Source organism: Streptomyces sp. NPDC050164 (assembly GCF_044459945.1).
In the GTDB taxonomy this organism is placed as follows: domain Bacteria; phylum Actinomycetota; class Actinomycetes; order Streptomycetales; family Streptomycetaceae; genus Streptomyces; species Streptomyces coeruleorubidus_A.
In genome coordinates this window covers 56,535-70,779 of the sequence record NZ_JBITJK010000037.1, presented here as the reverse complement: position 1 = coordinate 70,779, position 14,245 = coordinate 56,535, and the positions used below count along the sequence as shown (strand labels likewise).

The following is a 14,245-nucleotide window of genomic DNA, read 5'->3' as shown; positions in this document are numbered from 1 at the left end:
TTCACTTCGGGGCGTGCATCACCGCGTAGATCATGACGAACGCCACGATGTGGATGCCGAAGAGGAAGTAGGCGAGCCACCACCACATGTGGCGTTCGTTCTTCGTCTCCTGGGCGAGGCGGCGTTGTTCCCGTTCCCGTTCCTGATCGCCTTCGGCGTCCGGCATCACAGGTCGCGGTGGACCTTCGTGTTGGAGGCCTGGGCGCGGGGGCGCAGGACCAGGAGGTCGACGTTGACGTGGCTGGGGCGGGTGATCGCCCAGGTGATGGTGTCGGCGACGTCGTCGGCGGTGAGGGGTTCGGCGACGCCCTCGTAGACCTTGGCCGCCTTGTCCTCGTCGCCGCCGAAGCGGGTCAGGGCGAACTCGTCCGTCTTGACCATGCCGGGGGCGATCTCGATGACGCGGACCGGCTGGCCGACGATCTCCAGGCGCAGGGTCTCGGCGAGGACGTGCGCGCCGTGCTTGGCGGCGACGTAGCCCCCGCCGCCCTCGTAGGTGCCGTGGCCGGCGGTGGAGGAGACGACCACGACCGTGCCGTCGCCGCTCGCGACCAGCTTGGGCAGCAGGGCCTGGGTGAGGTTGAGCGTGCCGATGACGTTCGTCTCGTACATCTGGCGCCAGTCGGCCGGGTCACCGGTCGCCACCGGGTCGGCGCCGAGTGCGCCGCCCGCGTTGTTGACCAGCACGCCGATCGTCTTGAAGGCCGTGGCGAACTCGTCGACCGCCGCGCGGTCGGTGATGTCGAGGGCGTACGCCGTGGCCTGGTGGCCCGCCTTGGTGATCTCCTCCGCGAGCGCCTCTATGCGGTCCTTGCGGCGGGCTGTGAGGACGACGCGGTAGCCCGCGGCGGCGAGCTGCCGGGCCGTGGCGGCGCCGATTCCGCTGCTCGCACCGGTGACGATGGCGATGCGGGAGGCGGCGGACGGGGCGGCGGTGGCCATGGGAGCTCCTCGGGCGTGGTGGACGGGCGGCGGTGCGAGTCTCCGGCCAGGATAGGTGGCCCTCACGGTGGGAGAATGGGGACGGGTGATCCTCCTGTTCCTCTGGAGGTTGGTCATGGGAGAAGCACGTCAGGTCATGGACCGGCTCACGGACGCGGTCACCACGCACGCCGATCCGAACGTCATCAGCGAGCTGTACGCCGAGGACGCGGTCGCCTTCACCCCCGACGAGGGCGAGCTGCACGGACGCGACAACATCGTCGAGTACTGGCGGACGATGACGGAGGCGATCCCCGAGGCGACGTTCCAGCCGTTGCACACCTACGAAGTCGGCGACACCGCCATCGACGAAGGGATCTTCAGCGGACGGAACACCGGGCCGCTGCAACTGCCCAATGGTGAGACGCTCCCGCCGACCCAGAAGGAGATCAGGATCCGCGGGGTGGACATCGCCACCGTGAAGGACGGCCGGATCGTCGACTACCGCCTGTACTTCGACGAGATGGACTTCCTGGGGCAGCTTGGGCTGCTGCCCGACGAGCCGTCCTGAGCCCTCGGCCCGGGAGGCCGGTCAGTTTCCTCGTGGGGCGTACATGATCACTGCCATGCCCGCGAGGCAGATCAGTGCGCCCGTGATGTCCCAGCGGTCCGGGCGGTAGCCGTCCGCGATCACGCCCCACAGGATCGAACCGGCGACGAAGATCCCGCCGTACGCGGCGAGGACGCGGCCGAAGTGGGCGTCGGGCTGCAACGTCGCGACGAAACCGTAGGCGCCGAGGGCGAGGACGCCGCCGGCCGCCCACAGCCAGCCCTTGTTCTCGCGCACGCCCTGCCAGACCAGCCACGCGCCGCCGATCTCCAGCAGGGCGGCGAGGACGAAGAGGGTGGCGGAACGCAGGATCTGCATGCGGGCAGCTTCGCACGCCCAGGTGGGACGCAAGGGGTGCGGTGCCACCTGAGGGACGGCGCCTGTGGGGTGCTCCGCGTGGGAGGCCGCGCCGGCCTCCGGGGCTCCGGCCTCCGGGGCTCCGGCCTCCCGAGCTCCTGCCGTCGGCCGGTCAGGCCCCGAGGCCGATCTCGCCTACCACGTGCGCGGTCGGGGCGGCAGGTGGTGCTGTGCCGGACGGGGGCGCTGGCGGCGGACGGCGTGGGGGAGGTCGCTCTGCGGTGCGGCCGGCGGGGGCGCCGCCGGAGGTGGTGCTGGAGCTCGACACGGTATGGGGCGGCGGGGCGGTGGACCGCGACCGGCGCAACGACCGGCAGCGGGTGCTCGTCCTGGACACCGGGGACCCGCACCACTTCTGACACCCGGAGCTATGGTTGAAGGGTTAACAACCTGGAGGATGAGCGACCATGCAGTTCGGGATCTTCAGCGTCGGCGACGTCACGCCCGACCCGACCACCGGCCGGACGCCCACCGAACGCGAGCGCATCAAGGCCATGGTCGCCATCGCGCTGAAGGCCGAGGAAGCCGGCCTCGACGTCTTCGCCACCGGCGAGCACCACAACCCGCCGTTCGTGCCCTCGTCCCCGACCACCATGCTCGGCCACATCGCCGCCCGCACCGAGCGGCTGATCCTCTCCACGGCCACCACCCTCATCACCACCAACGACCCGGTGAAGATCGCCGAGGACTTCGCGATGCTCCAGCACCTGGCCGACGGCCGGGTGGATCTGATGCTGGGGCGCGGCAACACCGCCCCCGTCTACCCCTGGTTCGGACAGGACATCCGCCAGGGCATCCCGCTCGCGATCGAGAACTACGCCCTCCTGCACCGGCTGTGGCGCGAGGAGTCCGTCGACTGGGAGGGGAACTTCCGCACGCCGCTGCAGGGCTTCACCGCCACGCCCCGCCCGCTGGACGGCGTACCGCCGTTCGTCTGGCACGGGTCGATCCGCTCGCCGGAGATCGCCGAGCAGGCCGCGTACTACGGCGACGGTTTCTTCCACAACAACATCTTCTGGCCGGCCGACCACACCAAGCGCATGGTCGAGCTGTACCGGACGCGGTACGCGCACCACGGGCACGGCACGCCCGAGCAGGCGATCGTCGGGCTCGGCGGGCATGTGTTCATGCGGCAGAACTCGCAGGACGCCGTGCGTGAATTCCGGCCGTACTTCGACGTCGCGCCGGTGTACGGGCACGGGCCGTCGCTGGAGGACTTCATGGCGCAGACGCCGCTGACCGTGGGCTCCCCGCAGCAGGTCATCGAGAAGACGCTGGCCTTCCGCAGTTACGCCGGCGACTACCAGCGCCAGCTGTTCCTGGTCGACCACGCCGGGCTGCCGCTGAAGACCGTGCTGGAGCAGATCGACCTGCTGGGCGAGGAGGTCGTGCCGGTGCTGCGCAAGGAGTTCGCCGTGGGCCGCCCGGCGGACGTGCCGGACGCCCCGACGCACGCGGCCCGGCTCGCCGGGGCCCGAGGGTGAGAAGAGGGTAGGCACCCGGCCTGTGGTTGCGTGACCGCTGGTGAGAGGGCAGTAAGAAGGACGCTCCGGGGCAGCTCGTCCGGTCCCGGAACCCCGGCGGCGGGGCACACTGGACGCGTGTCCCAAACAGTGCTGCTCGCCGAAGACGACCGCGCCATCCGCAACGCCCTGGAGCGTGCCCTGACCCTGGAGGGTTACCAGGTCATGGCGGTCGCCGACGGTGTCGAGGCACTGGCGCAGGCCCACCGCAACCGTCCGGACGTCCTCGTCCTGGACGTGATGATGCCCGGCATCGACGGGCTCCAGGTGTGCCGCGTGCTGCGCGCCGAGGGCGACCGGACGCCGATCCTGATGCTGACGGCCCTCGTGGAGACCGCCGACCGGATCGCCGGCCTGGACGCGGGCGCCGACGACTACGTGGTGAAGCCCTTCGACGTGGAGGAGGTCTTCGCCCGGCTGCGCGCCCTGCTGCGCCGCACCAGCCCGGTGGGCGTCGGCGGCGCACCCGTGGCCGAGGCGCCGAGGCCCGTCCCCGAGCGGTTCATCGAGGCGGCCGGCATCCGCATGGACCCGCAGGCGCGCCGCGCCTGGCGCGGCGCCCGCGAGCTGGAGCTGACCCGCACCGAGTTCGAACTGCTGGAACTGCTGGTCCGCAACGCGGGCATCGTCCTCGACCACTCGACGATCTACGACCGCATCTGGGGGTACGACTTCGGCCCCGGCTCGAAGAACCTCGCCGTCTACGTCGGCTACCTGCGCCGCAAGCTCGACGAGCCGGACGCGCCGCAGCTGATCCACACGGTGCGTGGCGTGGGTTACGTGCTGCGGGAGGACTGAGTGGGCCGCCTCGGCCGGCGCTTCAGCGGGCGGCGGCCGAAGCTGGTCTCGCTGCGCACCACGTTCGCGGTGTCGTTCGCGGCGGTGACGGCGGCCGTGACGATGCTGGTCGGCATCCTGTCGTACAGCGCGGCGGCCCGGCTGGTGCGGGTGGACCAGCAGACCGTGTTCGCCGAGGTCGTGCAGGACCTGCGCGACGAGGTGCGGGAGAACCGCATGACGCCCGGTGACTTCTCGTCCGCCGCGCCGGGCCACGACCTGGTCCGGCCCGCCCGGACGGATGTGCAGGTGCTCGGCTCGGACGGGCATGTCGTCGACCGGGGCAGTCCGGGGCTGCCGGTCACCGGTGCCGATGTGCGGATCGCGGCGGCGGCCGCGTCCGGGCGGGTGGTCCAGCACAAGGACGTCGACGTGGGCGACGACGTCTACCGCGTCGCGACCGTCTCCCTCGGCGGCGGCCGGGGCGCGGTGCAGGTCGCGCAGGAGTTCAGCGACGTCGAGGACCTGCTGCGGGCGCTCCAGCGGCGGACGCTCCTGCTGATGGCCGCCGTCGTGATCGCCGCCGGCCTGTTCGGCTGGTGGCTGGCCCGGCGGATCACGCGCCGCCTGGTCGTCCTCACCGACGCCGCCGAGGACGTCGCCCGCACCCGCCGGCTCGGCATCCAGGTGCCCGTCGCCGGGCACGACGAGGTGGGTCGGCTCGGCCGGGCCTTCGACCGCATGCTGGGGCGGCTCGCCCAGTCCGAGGAGGACCAGCGCCGACTGGTGCAGGACGCGGGCCACGAGCTCCGTACGCCGCTGACCTCCCTGCGCACGAACATCTCCCTGCTCCGCCGCATCGACGAACTCCCGCCCGAGACCCGCGAGGAACTGGTCGCCGACCTGGGCCAGGAGGCCCGCGAGCTGACCGACCTGGTCAACGAGCTCGTCGACCTCGCGGCCGGGCAGTCCGACACCGAGCCGCCGCAGCGGGTCGACCTCGCCGACATCGCGGAGGAGGTGGCGGCCCTCGCCCGGCGCCGCAGCGGCCGGCGGATCCTGCTCCGCGCGAGCGGCGACACCACCACCGACGGGCGGCCCGGGATGCTGACCCGGGCGCTGTCCAACCTCGTCGAGAACGCGGTGAAGTTCGACCAGGGCGGCACGGCCCCCATCGAGATCGTCGTCGCCGGGCCCGCCCGGCCGGGCACGATCCGCGTCGAGGTCCTCGACCGCGGCCCCGGCATAGCCGACAAGGACCTCGACCGCGTCTTCGACCGCTTCTACCGCGCCGCCGACGCCCGCTCCCAGCCGGGCTCCGGGCTGGGCCTGTCCATCGTCCGGGAGGTGGCCCTCGCGCACGGGGGAGCGCCGTTCGCGTTCCGGCGGGACGGGGGCGGGGCGGTGATCGGGTTCACGGTGGGCGGGGGGCTCGACTGATACCCGCCACCGCGTGAGGCGCGGCCGTTGGGCTCGGGGCACGGGCGTCATTTCTTCCCCCGCAGGGCCCGGACCACCTCGGCCACGGCCACGAGGATCCGTGCGCGGTCCTTCGACTCGGCTCCGCCGAGCGCGGACCGTACGACGAGCACGGCCGCACAGGCCACGATCAGCAGCATCAGGACGCCGCAGGAGGCGGCGACGAGCACGGGGTCCATCGAGGTTCCTTCCCGGAGGTACGCAGCAGCGGGGTGACGCCACCGACCATGCCCGGCACGCCCCCGGCCCAGGTTCGGGCCCAATCACCGAATTCCGGCCGATACCGCAGGTCAAAGCGGTAATCTGCGGCTCCACGAGTCGTACGGGTCGTACGAGTCGTGCGGCTCGGCCGACTGGGGCGCCGGTGGGGGCGCGGAAGAGGGGACGGCGGCGATGGCGGAACCACAGCGGTACGACCAGGCCCTGGCGAGGCTGATCGAGTGGGCCGGGAACCCCAGCCCGGCCGAACTGCGGGAGGAGATCGCGAAGGACCCGGAGCGGGGCCGGCGAAACTCCCCGGGGATCAGTTCCGTCGACTCCCGGCTCGCGGGGGCGATCCCGCGCGGCCGCGCAGATCTGCACGACTTCCTGAACGCCCTGGCGAGAATCGCGCACCGGCGGCACGGCACGCGCTTACGGCTCCCCACGCTCACGCAGTGGGAAAGCATGGCGGAGGAGGCGCGCAAGGCCCGCCGCCGACGGCCGTCCGAGGCCACCGACGCCCCGGCCGGGACGCCGCCCGCCTGCCCCGAGGGGCAGGACTGGCAGGACGACACGGCCCAGTCCCAGGCCTGGCAGTTCGTCAGCCCCGAAACCGAAGAGCGCGCCGCCGCCATGAAGGAGCAGGCCCGTGAGGCGGCGGGCCTGCTGGCCGCGCGGTACGGACAGGCGCGCGAGTTCCTCGCCGACGATCCGTGGCACGACCCGGACCTGGCCCGGCGCATCGCCCACCGGACCAACCTCCTGCTGTACCAGCTCCGCTGCCACCAGCCGGGGATCCTCGTCCCGGCGGAGGCGGCCCTGCTCGCGCTCCTGCCGTTCCTCTACCAGGTCCACAGCACGGACACGGCCGTGGCGCTGTCCCACGTGGACGCGACCGCTCTGGAGGAACGGCCGTCGGGCGGCTCCGAGCGCCGGGCGTACGAGGTGCTGCTGCGCTCCCACAAGCGGCTCGTCCGCCAGGCCATGCGGGGTGACACGCTCAAGGACCGGGCGGACGGGCGCCGGGAGATCGGGTGGTGGCTGTTCCACCAGTGGGCCAAGGGGCAGTCGGGAGACCTCCGGGCCGTGCTGACGGCGGCAGGCGGTGCCGGGCGGGACATCGCGGCCGTCTGCCGACCGGAGCTGGTGTCCAGGCTGCTGGCCTGTGCGCAGGTGGCGCCGCGCAAGCTGTACGGGCGGGGCCTCGCCGGCTCGCTGCGCGAGGAGCCCTTCCAGCTCGACTTCGGCGGCCGGGACTGGCAGCAGGTCCGCGAATGGCTGGTGGGACCGCTGTTCGCGATCGCCCACGCCCTGGCGATCGAGCTCACGGACCTTCCCGCGGCGGTCGTCCGGCACGTCGGCATCCCGGACCCACTGGACCTGGAGCATCTGTTCACCACGGTCCGGGACGCGTCCTGGACCGCTCATCGGGACGTCCTCGGGCTGAAGGCGGCCTGCGATCACCCCGCTGCCGTGGCCGCGCTGTCCGAGCACACGGAACTCGTGGACACCCTGCTGCGCGGCGCCCGGCGCGCGAAACTCGCGGAAGAGCTCGGCGCCCTGCCGGTGTACGCCCACGCCGACGAGGTGCACGAGGCGGACGACCGGGCCGGGCCGGGGCAGGCCGGCGAGGTGATCAGGTTCCGGCTCGACGAGGAACGCATCCAGGAACTCCTCATGGGCGAGAACCTCTACCGCGACCGCAGCCTCGCCATCCGGGAGCTCTACCAGAACGCCCTGGACGCCTGCCGCTACCGCCGGGCACGGCAGCACGCCCGCGACGGGCGCGACACCTACGACGGCGAGATCACCTTCGTGCAGGACTTCGACAAGACGGAGGGCCGCTACTACCTGGAGTGCCGGGACAACGGCATCGGCATGGACGAGACCGTCCTGGCGGACGTCTTCTCCCGGGCCGGAGTCCGTTTCACCGACCTGCCCCGCTACCAGGAGGAGCAGCAGGACTGGGAGAAGCAGGGCATCGCCGTCCACCCGAACAGCAGGTTCGGCATCGGTGTGCTCAGCTACTTCATGATCGCGGACGAGATCCGGGTCACGACCTGCGCCATGGACGGCGGCATCGGACGCCCGGAGGAACTCACCGTCCTGATCACCGGCCCCGGCCACTACTTCCGGGTGCGCAGGACCGGACGGAAGGGCCCCGTCGGCACCAAGGTGCGCCTCTACCTCCGGGACGGGGACAAGGCGCCTTCCTGCGTACGGGAGTTGCGCAGGCTGCTGGGCCTGGCGGAGTTCCGCACCACCGCCCGGCACGGAAAGCAGGAGGCGATATGGAAAGCCGGGGAACTGCGACTGCGAGAGGTTCCCGGGAGCCAGGCCGAGGGCTTCGTCGCCCACGGGCGGACGGTCGCCTGGCCGGAGGGCGCCTATGAGGAAGACGGCCAGGTCATCTGGTGCCAGGACGGCGGCGGCATCCTCGTCGACGGCATCTACACCGAGCCCCGGGTCCGGCGTGGAGTGCTGACCGATCCCGGCGATCATCGCCGCCTGCGCGGGGTCGTGGTCAACCTGACGGGCGGAACACGGCCGCGGGATCTGTCGGTGGACCGTACCGAGATCCTGGACGAGGACGTGTGCGAGCCGGTGGAGCAGCTCGTCGAGGCGGCGCTGCCGGCCTTGCTGGCCGCCGACCCTCCCCTGCTCGACTTCACGTGGTTGTCCGAAGTGGCGGGGCACAGTCCACGGCTCGCGGACATCGTGACCGAGGCGGCCGGGGAGGCCGGGGTCGAGATGGATCTGTACGGTCATCCGGTGCCGGTCGCCAGGGTGGGGTTCTTTCCGCCGGACGCCCTTGCCGTCCATCGGGCCGACTCCGGCGTGCCCGAGTCCGAAGCGAACTCGGGCAGCACTCCCGCGGGCACCTACTTCGGCCCCCCTGACGACACCACGTTGCTGTGGCGGCTGCTCGCCCATCGACCGAACGCCGAACTGACCACGCTGACCGCGCTGGTCCCGGAACTGGCCCGGGTCGAGGCAGTGCTCGCCGCCCGGCCCTCGGACGTGCTGTTGCGCACCGAGTCCGGAGGGTCCTGGAACCACGGAAACTGGACAGGGCCCCAGGAGCAAGCCGACGAGATGGCCCGACCGGGACATGCCCTGTCCGTGGCGCTGTGCTGCGGAATGACCTACGCGGCCGCCGTCTCACGACTGGGGGAGCTCGGCCTGCCCGCACCGGGCCGTGCCGACTCCGTCGCCGTGGTCGATCTGACCGGTGTGGCGCTGCTCGACGAGGACCACCGGGCCTACAGCAGCCGCTGGTGCGACCTCACTGAGGAGGTGCCTCCGGGGCACCTCCTCAAGGCGGCGCTGTCGTTGAACATCGGTGTCGACGAGGCGGCCGCCCGGATGAAGGCCTTCGGCTTCACCGTCCAGGACGGGGGAGTACCGACGGAGACCCCCGAGGACTGGGTGGTGCGTCTGCTCAGCCGCGACCTCGACAGTGTGAGCCCCTGGCTCGACCTGCGCCGACCGGTCACCGTAGGACACGTCCTGTCCGCTGTCGCCAAGCTCCGCCGCCCCTTCGGCGAGGTGGTCGAGGTGCTCAGGGCCTACGGATTTCGCCTGGGGCTCGGTCCCCTCGACGAGGAAGCCGCCGAGGAACTCCTGAGACAGGGCGAGGAGTGGGGCTGGGACGCGGACGCGGTCGAGCTCCTAGCGGTGGGAGAAGTGGTTCGGCCAGGCCTTCTGGCCCGCGCGGCGCTCGCCTCGGACGCATCTCTGCCCGCCATCGCCCGCCGCGTCGCGGAATTCGGGTTGTCCGTCGGTGTCCTCCCCGAGCACGCGGACCCGACGGACCCGTCGATTCTCAGCATCGATGGCCAGGAGCGCTACTGGCGCGCGATCAGTGAAGACGTCCCCCTCCACTCCCTCGTGGAAGCCGCTCACAGAAGCGGGCTCCCGCCGATGGCTGTGGCGTCCCGGCTGCGCGCCTACGGCCATCGGGTGCCGCACACGGAGCTGCCGGAGCGGGTCGAGCCGGACGACGCGGTGCTGCTCCGCCACGTCTTCTTCCTCTTGTCCGAGGACGCCGAACTCGTGCCGGAGCAGCCTGTGCCCATACCGGCGGTGATCTCGGCCGCCGAGGGCCTGGGCAAGTCGCCCCGGGCCGTTGTCGAGCGCCTCGCCTGCTACGGATTGCGCACGCCGTGCGTCACGGCGCCGGCCAAGGCGAGCAGAAACGACGGCGAACTCATCCAACCCTGGCTTTCCGGCTCCGCGCGATACGGCAGTGCGCGGGACTGGGACGAGCCCGCGCCTGCGCACCACCTGGTCTCTGTACAGCACCGCCTGTTGATGGAGCCGGATGAGGTCGTGAACCGTCTGGCTGCCTTCGGGCTGCGAGTCCCCGGACACGCGCTGGACCGCCTGGACGAGACCGACCGGCGTCTGTGCATCGAGGAGCACGAGCAGGGCGGAGACAGCCTCCGCCTCCCGCTGAGCCTGGATGATCCGATCCACGACTTCCTCCGCATCGCCCGCTTCTCCGGCCTGCCCCTGGACGACCTCCTGCCCCGGCTCACCCGCTTGGGCGTGGATCTCCCCCGCGTGGTCGACGCCGTCCGCGCCGCCCTGCCCCGAGTCCCCGGCCTGGTCATGTCGCCCGAGGCGGCGTCAGCCGGCTCAGCGTCCGATGGAGATGAAACCGCCCACCGTGCGTGAGCCGCACCCCAGGCGTCCCCGAGAACAACTCGTGCCCCTTGTCGTGGTCCCCGGCCTCGGCGGCCTCCTGGTGGGCTTCCACGCTGGTCCACTCGGTGTAGAGCAGCACCCGGCTGCCGTCGACGCCGTGCAGGAAGTGGGCGGAGATCGCCCCTGGGTGGCCGCCTTCGCGCGGCTGGGCCGCGATCACCGCGTCGGTGAAGGCGCGCTGCCGCTCGGGCCCGTCGACGTCGAAGGCGGCGGTGATCAGACACCCCGGGACGCGCGTCTCGTGCTCCTCGGCGAGGCTGCGGTACAGCCGGTAGCGGGGCGGGCCGGCCGGCGGAACCGCGGTGTCGTCGGTCCACTGGGCGAGCGTCAGTACCGTCTCCCCGTCCGTACTGAGGAACCAGCTGACGGCGGCGAGCCCCGCGGGCGGGGACGCCAGGGCGCCGAACTCGGCTTTCACGACCGCCTGTTGCTGCTCCAGTCCGTCGGCGTACTGCGTGCCGATCACCAACGTGGCGGGCACGGTCAGGTCCGGAAAGGTCGCTGAGGGCACGGACGGAACTCCTTCGTGAACGGGAGCGGAACCGTGATCGTGCCCGAGTGCGGCAGGGAGCCGTCAACTGCTTTACAGCGCGAGCCACACCGCCTGGTCGGGCTCCACCCGACCGTTCTCCAGCGGGCCGCCGGCCAGGAGGAGCTCGGAGTGTGCGGGCAGCTCGTACGGCTCGGCGGAGAGGTTGACCACGCACACGAAACCCGGCTCGCGACTGAAGGCCAACACCCCCTCGGGAGCGTCCAGCCACGTCATCGTGCCGTCGCCGAGGGCGGGGTGATCGCGGCGGATGCGCAGTGCTGTGCGGTAGAGCTCCAGCATGGACGCCGTGTCGCCGCTCTGGGCCTCGACGCTCAGTCCGGCCCAGTCGGAAGGCTGTGGCAGCCAGGGTTCGGCCGTGGCATCGTCGGGGCTGAAGCCGTAGGGGGGCGCCTGGCCCGACCAGGGGATCGGGAGCCGGCAGCCGTCACGCCCCCGGTCCGTGTGCCCGGAACGCTCCCAGATCGGGTCCTGGAGGGCGGATTCGGGCAGGTCCTCGACTTCGGGGAGGCCGAGTTCCTCGCCCTGGTAGACGTAGGCGCCGCCGGGCAGGGCGAGCATCAGCAGGGCGGCGGCCCGGGCACGCCGGGTACCGAGGTCCAGGTCGAGCGGCCCCTCGGGGCGGTAGCTCTCGTTGGCCGCCCAGCGCCTCACCGACCGGCGGCCGTAGCGGCTGGGGTGGCGCATCACGTCGTGGTTGGACAGCACCCAGGTGGCGGGTGCGCCGACCGCGCCGAGCATGGTGAGGGAGTCGTCGATGACCGCGCGCAAATCCTTGGCGTCCCAACTGGGCATGAGGAAGTCGAAGTTGAAGGCGGTGTGCAGGCCGTCCCGGCGGACGTACGCCGCCAGCCGCTCCGGTGTGTCCGCCCAGGCCTCGGCGGCGAAGCAGCGGTCGCCGGGGAAGAACCGTGGTTGCGGCTTCTGAGACTGCGTTGTCACGGAATGGTTTGGCTAAATACGCAGGTCAGACATCTTGAAATAGACCCGATCGAAGGATCCCTGAGGTTGTTGGGACAGCGCTTGCAAGCTAGGGGCGTGCTTTGCCGAAGTCAATGCGTTACGTCGGAGTAATCGGCTGACGACTCGAGGCCGATCTACGTGAAAGCGCTGTCATTTTCCGGGGTCAGGGAGTGAATCCCTGTGCTACCGTCCGCTCATGCCTCCAGCTCAACGGCACCCCACGATGGCCGACGTCGCCGAACGGGCCGGGGTCTCCACATCCACCGTCTCGCGCACGCTGCGCGGCCTGTCCACGGTCTCGCCGGAGGTGCGGGCCCGCGTCGAGCAGGCCGCGCGCGAGCTGAACTTCGCCGTGTCCCGGCAGGCCGCGAGCCTGGTCACGGGCAGGACCGGGACGGTGGCGGTGCTGGTCCCGACGCTCAACTCCTGGTTCATGGGATCCGCCCTGTCCAGCCTGGCCCCGCTGCTGCGGGCGGCGGGCATGCAGCTGAACGTCTACGAGATCCCCGACCTGGCCGAGCGCACCGCGTTCTTCGAGCACCTCCCGGCACGCCGCAACGCCGACGCGCTCCTGGTGTTCTCCTTCGACCTCACCCACGAGGAGACCGCGCGGCTGGACGACCTCGGCATGCCGGTGATCTACGTCAGCCAGCACGTCGACGGACGGCCCAGCGTCTACGTCGACGACGTGGCCGGCGCCCTGCACGGCACCCGGCATCTGCTCAACCTCGGCCACCGCCGGATCGCCTTCGTGCAGACCGCGGGCGCGAGCGGCTTCTCCTTCAGCTCCAACGAACGCCTGCTGGGCTACCAGCAGGCGCTCACCGAGGCGGGAGTCCCGCTCGACGACGACCTGGTGGTGTCCACGCGGGTCGGCGACAAGCGGGCCGCCGCCGAGGTGCTCGGCATGCTGCTGAGCCTGCGCGAACCGCCCACCGCCGTCTTCGCCGAGCAGGACGAGGTTGCCGTCGCCCTCATCTGGAACCTGCGCAAGACGCAGATCGCGGTGCCCGAGCGCATCTCCGTCCTCGGCTTCGACGACCAGCCGCTGGCCGACTGGTTCGACCTGTCCACGGTCGCCCAGTCACCGTCGGACATGGGGCGGGAGGCCGGCGAGCTGGCGCTGAAGCTCATCGAGGACTCCGGGGCGGATCACGAGCGGCATGTCGTGCTGCCGACGTATGTGATCCCGCGGGCTACGACTGCGCCGGTGGCTCGACCCTGGGACGAGGGCGAGCGACACACGGAGGGCGAGGGGACGCGGGGCCGGGGCGCTTGAGATACGCGCTTGAGGCATGCGCCGCCGCCGAGGGCCGGTGTCAGTCCCGCGCGAGGGTGAAGAAGCTCATCGGGGAGTTCGCCCTGAAGCCGATGCGTGGATACACGGGCGCTCCGGCGGCGGTGGCATGCAGGGTCGCCCGGGTCAGCCCGGTGGCCCGGCCGCCCTCGGACAGGGCCTTCCGCGTCACCGCCTCTCCGTATCCCCGCCGCTCCCACGCCGGGTCCGTGGCGACGAACAGCACGAAGAGGCGGCCGTCGGCCTCGACGGTGGCGGCGCAGCTCACGGGAGTGCCGTCGTCCCGCACGCCCAGGTAGGCGTACACCCGGGTTTTCCACAGGGAGGAGCGGCCGAGACCGTCCCGGCCGTCCTCCAACGGGAACCCGTAGGCACGCGAGTTGATGTCGGCGAAGGCCCGCAGCTGCTCATCGGTGGTGACGCGCACGAACGTCAGGTCGGGGTGGGCGGGCTCGGGAACGGGCAGTAAGTCTCCCGCCATGCCGGTACCGGGAAAGGCGTGCACGAGCCCGGCTCGCTCGGCGGTGTCCCCGAGCCCCGCGCGCGCCTCGTCATCCAGCAGATCCTCGAAGACCCAGAGAAAGCCGGGGTACTCCTTCGACCGCATGATCTCCGCGACCTCGTTCAGCCGCTGCTTCGCCTGCCCGGCGGTCGTGCCGTGTTCGGTCAGCGTGACGCAGTTCCAGAAGGCGAACCGGCAGTCGGCCCAGCGAACGGCGATCCCCGGCAGATCGCGGACGTCCGCCTGCGGGTCCCGGTCCAGCACCATGACCCGCCACGCCGTGGCGAGCTGCTCCATCGATTCGATCGAGTCCGCGAGATCGCGCATGAGAACCCCTCAGATAGGCGGCGGGACA

General features: G+C 71.5%; 13 protein-coding genes and 1 pseudogene. 7 read left to right on the top strand and 7 right to left on the bottom strand.

All coding sequences use genetic code 11. The features are described from left to right. Nucleotide 1 precedes the first annotated feature (1 nt). Both ACIBNA_RS35335 and ACIBNA_RS35330 read right to left on the bottom strand, forming a co-directional pair. Nucleotides 2-166: a hypothetical protein gene (locus ACIBNA_RS35335; RefSeq protein WP_399169265.1), complete on the bottom strand. Its 165-nt coding sequence runs from the start codon at nucleotides 164-166 to the stop codon at nucleotides 2-4. After that, entirely contained in the window at nucleotides 166-942 is a 777-nt protein-coding gene (locus tag ACIBNA_RS35330; RefSeq protein WP_399169264.1) for an SDR family NAD(P)-dependent oxidoreductase, read from the bottom strand. Before ACIBNA_RS35330 ends, ACIBNA_RS35335 begins: the two co-directional genes overlap by 1 nt. 115 nt (nucleotides 943-1,057) lie before the next feature. Between ACIBNA_RS35330 and ACIBNA_RS35325 the strand changes: the two genes are divergently transcribed. Then, nucleotides 1,058-1,492 (top strand): ester cyclase, encoded by a 435-nt coding sequence (locus ACIBNA_RS35325; protein ID WP_399169263.1) that lies wholly within the window; start codon nucleotides 1,058-1,060, stop codon nucleotides 1,490-1,492. Nucleotides 1,493-1,513: 21 nt separating this feature from the next. Here ACIBNA_RS35325 and ACIBNA_RS35320 read toward each other — a convergent pair whose 3' ends face one another. Further along, on the bottom strand, nucleotides 1,514-1,849 hold the full coding sequence (locus ACIBNA_RS35320; protein ID WP_399169262.1) for a YnfA family protein: 336 nt from the start codon (nucleotides 1,847-1,849) through the stop codon (nucleotides 1,514-1,516). Nucleotides 1,850-2,109: 260 nt separating this feature from the next. On the opposite strand from ACIBNA_RS35320, the gene ACIBNA_RS35315 reads away from it, so the two are divergent. The 4 genes from ACIBNA_RS35315 (at nucleotide 2,110) to ACIBNA_RS35300 (ending at nucleotide 5,628) form a co-directional block, all read left to right on the top strand. Then, nucleotides 2,110-2,247: a hypothetical protein gene (locus ACIBNA_RS35315; protein ID WP_399169261.1), complete on the top strand. Its 138-nt coding sequence runs from the start codon at nucleotides 2,110-2,112 to the stop codon at nucleotides 2,245-2,247. Between the two features lie 48 nt (nucleotides 2,248-2,295). Further along, the gene (locus ACIBNA_RS35310) at nucleotides 2,296-3,372 is read left to right on the top strand and encodes an LLM class flavin-dependent oxidoreductase (RefSeq protein ID WP_399169260.1); all 1,077 of its coding nucleotides are present in this window, start codon (nucleotides 2,296-2,298) and stop codon (nucleotides 3,370-3,372) included. Between the two features lie 117 nt (nucleotides 3,373-3,489). Beyond that, on the top strand, nucleotides 3,490-4,209 hold the full coding sequence (locus ACIBNA_RS35305) for a response regulator transcription factor (protein ID WP_078945695.1): 720 nt from the start codon (nucleotides 3,490-3,492) through the stop codon (nucleotides 4,207-4,209). Further along, the gene (locus ACIBNA_RS35300; RefSeq protein ID WP_399169258.1) at nucleotides 4,210-5,628 is read left to right on the top strand and encodes an ATP-binding protein; all 1,419 of its coding nucleotides are present in this window, start codon (nucleotides 4,210-4,212) and stop codon (nucleotides 5,626-5,628) included. 47 nt (nucleotides 5,629-5,675) lie between these two features. Here the strand turns inward: ACIBNA_RS35300 and ACIBNA_RS35295 are convergent, their stop codons facing one another. After that, complete coding sequence (locus tag ACIBNA_RS35295) at nucleotides 5,676-5,846, bottom strand: hypothetical protein (protein ID WP_399169256.1); 171 nt, start codon at nucleotides 5,844-5,846, stop codon at nucleotides 5,676-5,678. 214 nt (nucleotides 5,847-6,060) lie between these two features. Here ACIBNA_RS35295 and ACIBNA_RS35290 point away from each other — a divergent pair, with 214 nt between their 5' ends. Next, entirely contained in the window at nucleotides 6,061-10,548 is a 4,488-nt protein-coding gene (locus ACIBNA_RS35290; protein ID WP_399169255.1) for a hypothetical protein, read from the top strand. On the opposite strand, the gene ACIBNA_RS35285 is transcribed toward ACIBNA_RS35290, so the two are convergent. Together ACIBNA_RS35285 and ACIBNA_RS35280 are read right to left on the bottom strand one after the other, a co-directional pair. Next, complete coding sequence (locus ACIBNA_RS35285) at nucleotides 10,481-11,089, bottom strand: antibiotic biosynthesis monooxygenase family protein (RefSeq protein WP_399169254.1); 609 nt, start codon at nucleotides 11,087-11,089, stop codon at nucleotides 10,481-10,483. The genes ACIBNA_RS35290 and ACIBNA_RS35285 overlap by 68 nt on opposite strands. Before the next feature lie 72 nt (nucleotides 11,090-11,161). Further along, nucleotides 11,162-12,034: pseudogene (locus ACIBNA_RS35280) on the bottom strand (DUF3459 domain-containing protein); the annotation flags it as partial. 280 nt (nucleotides 12,035-12,314) lie between these two features. Here ACIBNA_RS35280 and ACIBNA_RS35275 point away from each other — a divergent pair. Continuing rightward, nucleotides 12,315-13,370, top strand: coding sequence for a LacI family DNA-binding transcriptional regulator (locus ACIBNA_RS35275; protein WP_399169301.1), 1,056 nt, complete (start codon nucleotides 12,315-12,317; stop codon nucleotides 13,368-13,370). Between the two features lie 40 nt (nucleotides 13,371-13,410). On the opposite strand, the gene ACIBNA_RS35270 is transcribed toward ACIBNA_RS35275, so the two are convergent. Beyond that, on the bottom strand, nucleotides 13,411-14,217 hold the full coding sequence (locus ACIBNA_RS35270; RefSeq protein ID WP_399169253.1) for a GNAT family N-acetyltransferase: 807 nt from the start codon (nucleotides 14,215-14,217) through the stop codon (nucleotides 13,411-13,413). Nucleotides 14,218-14,245 lie beyond the last annotated feature (28 nt).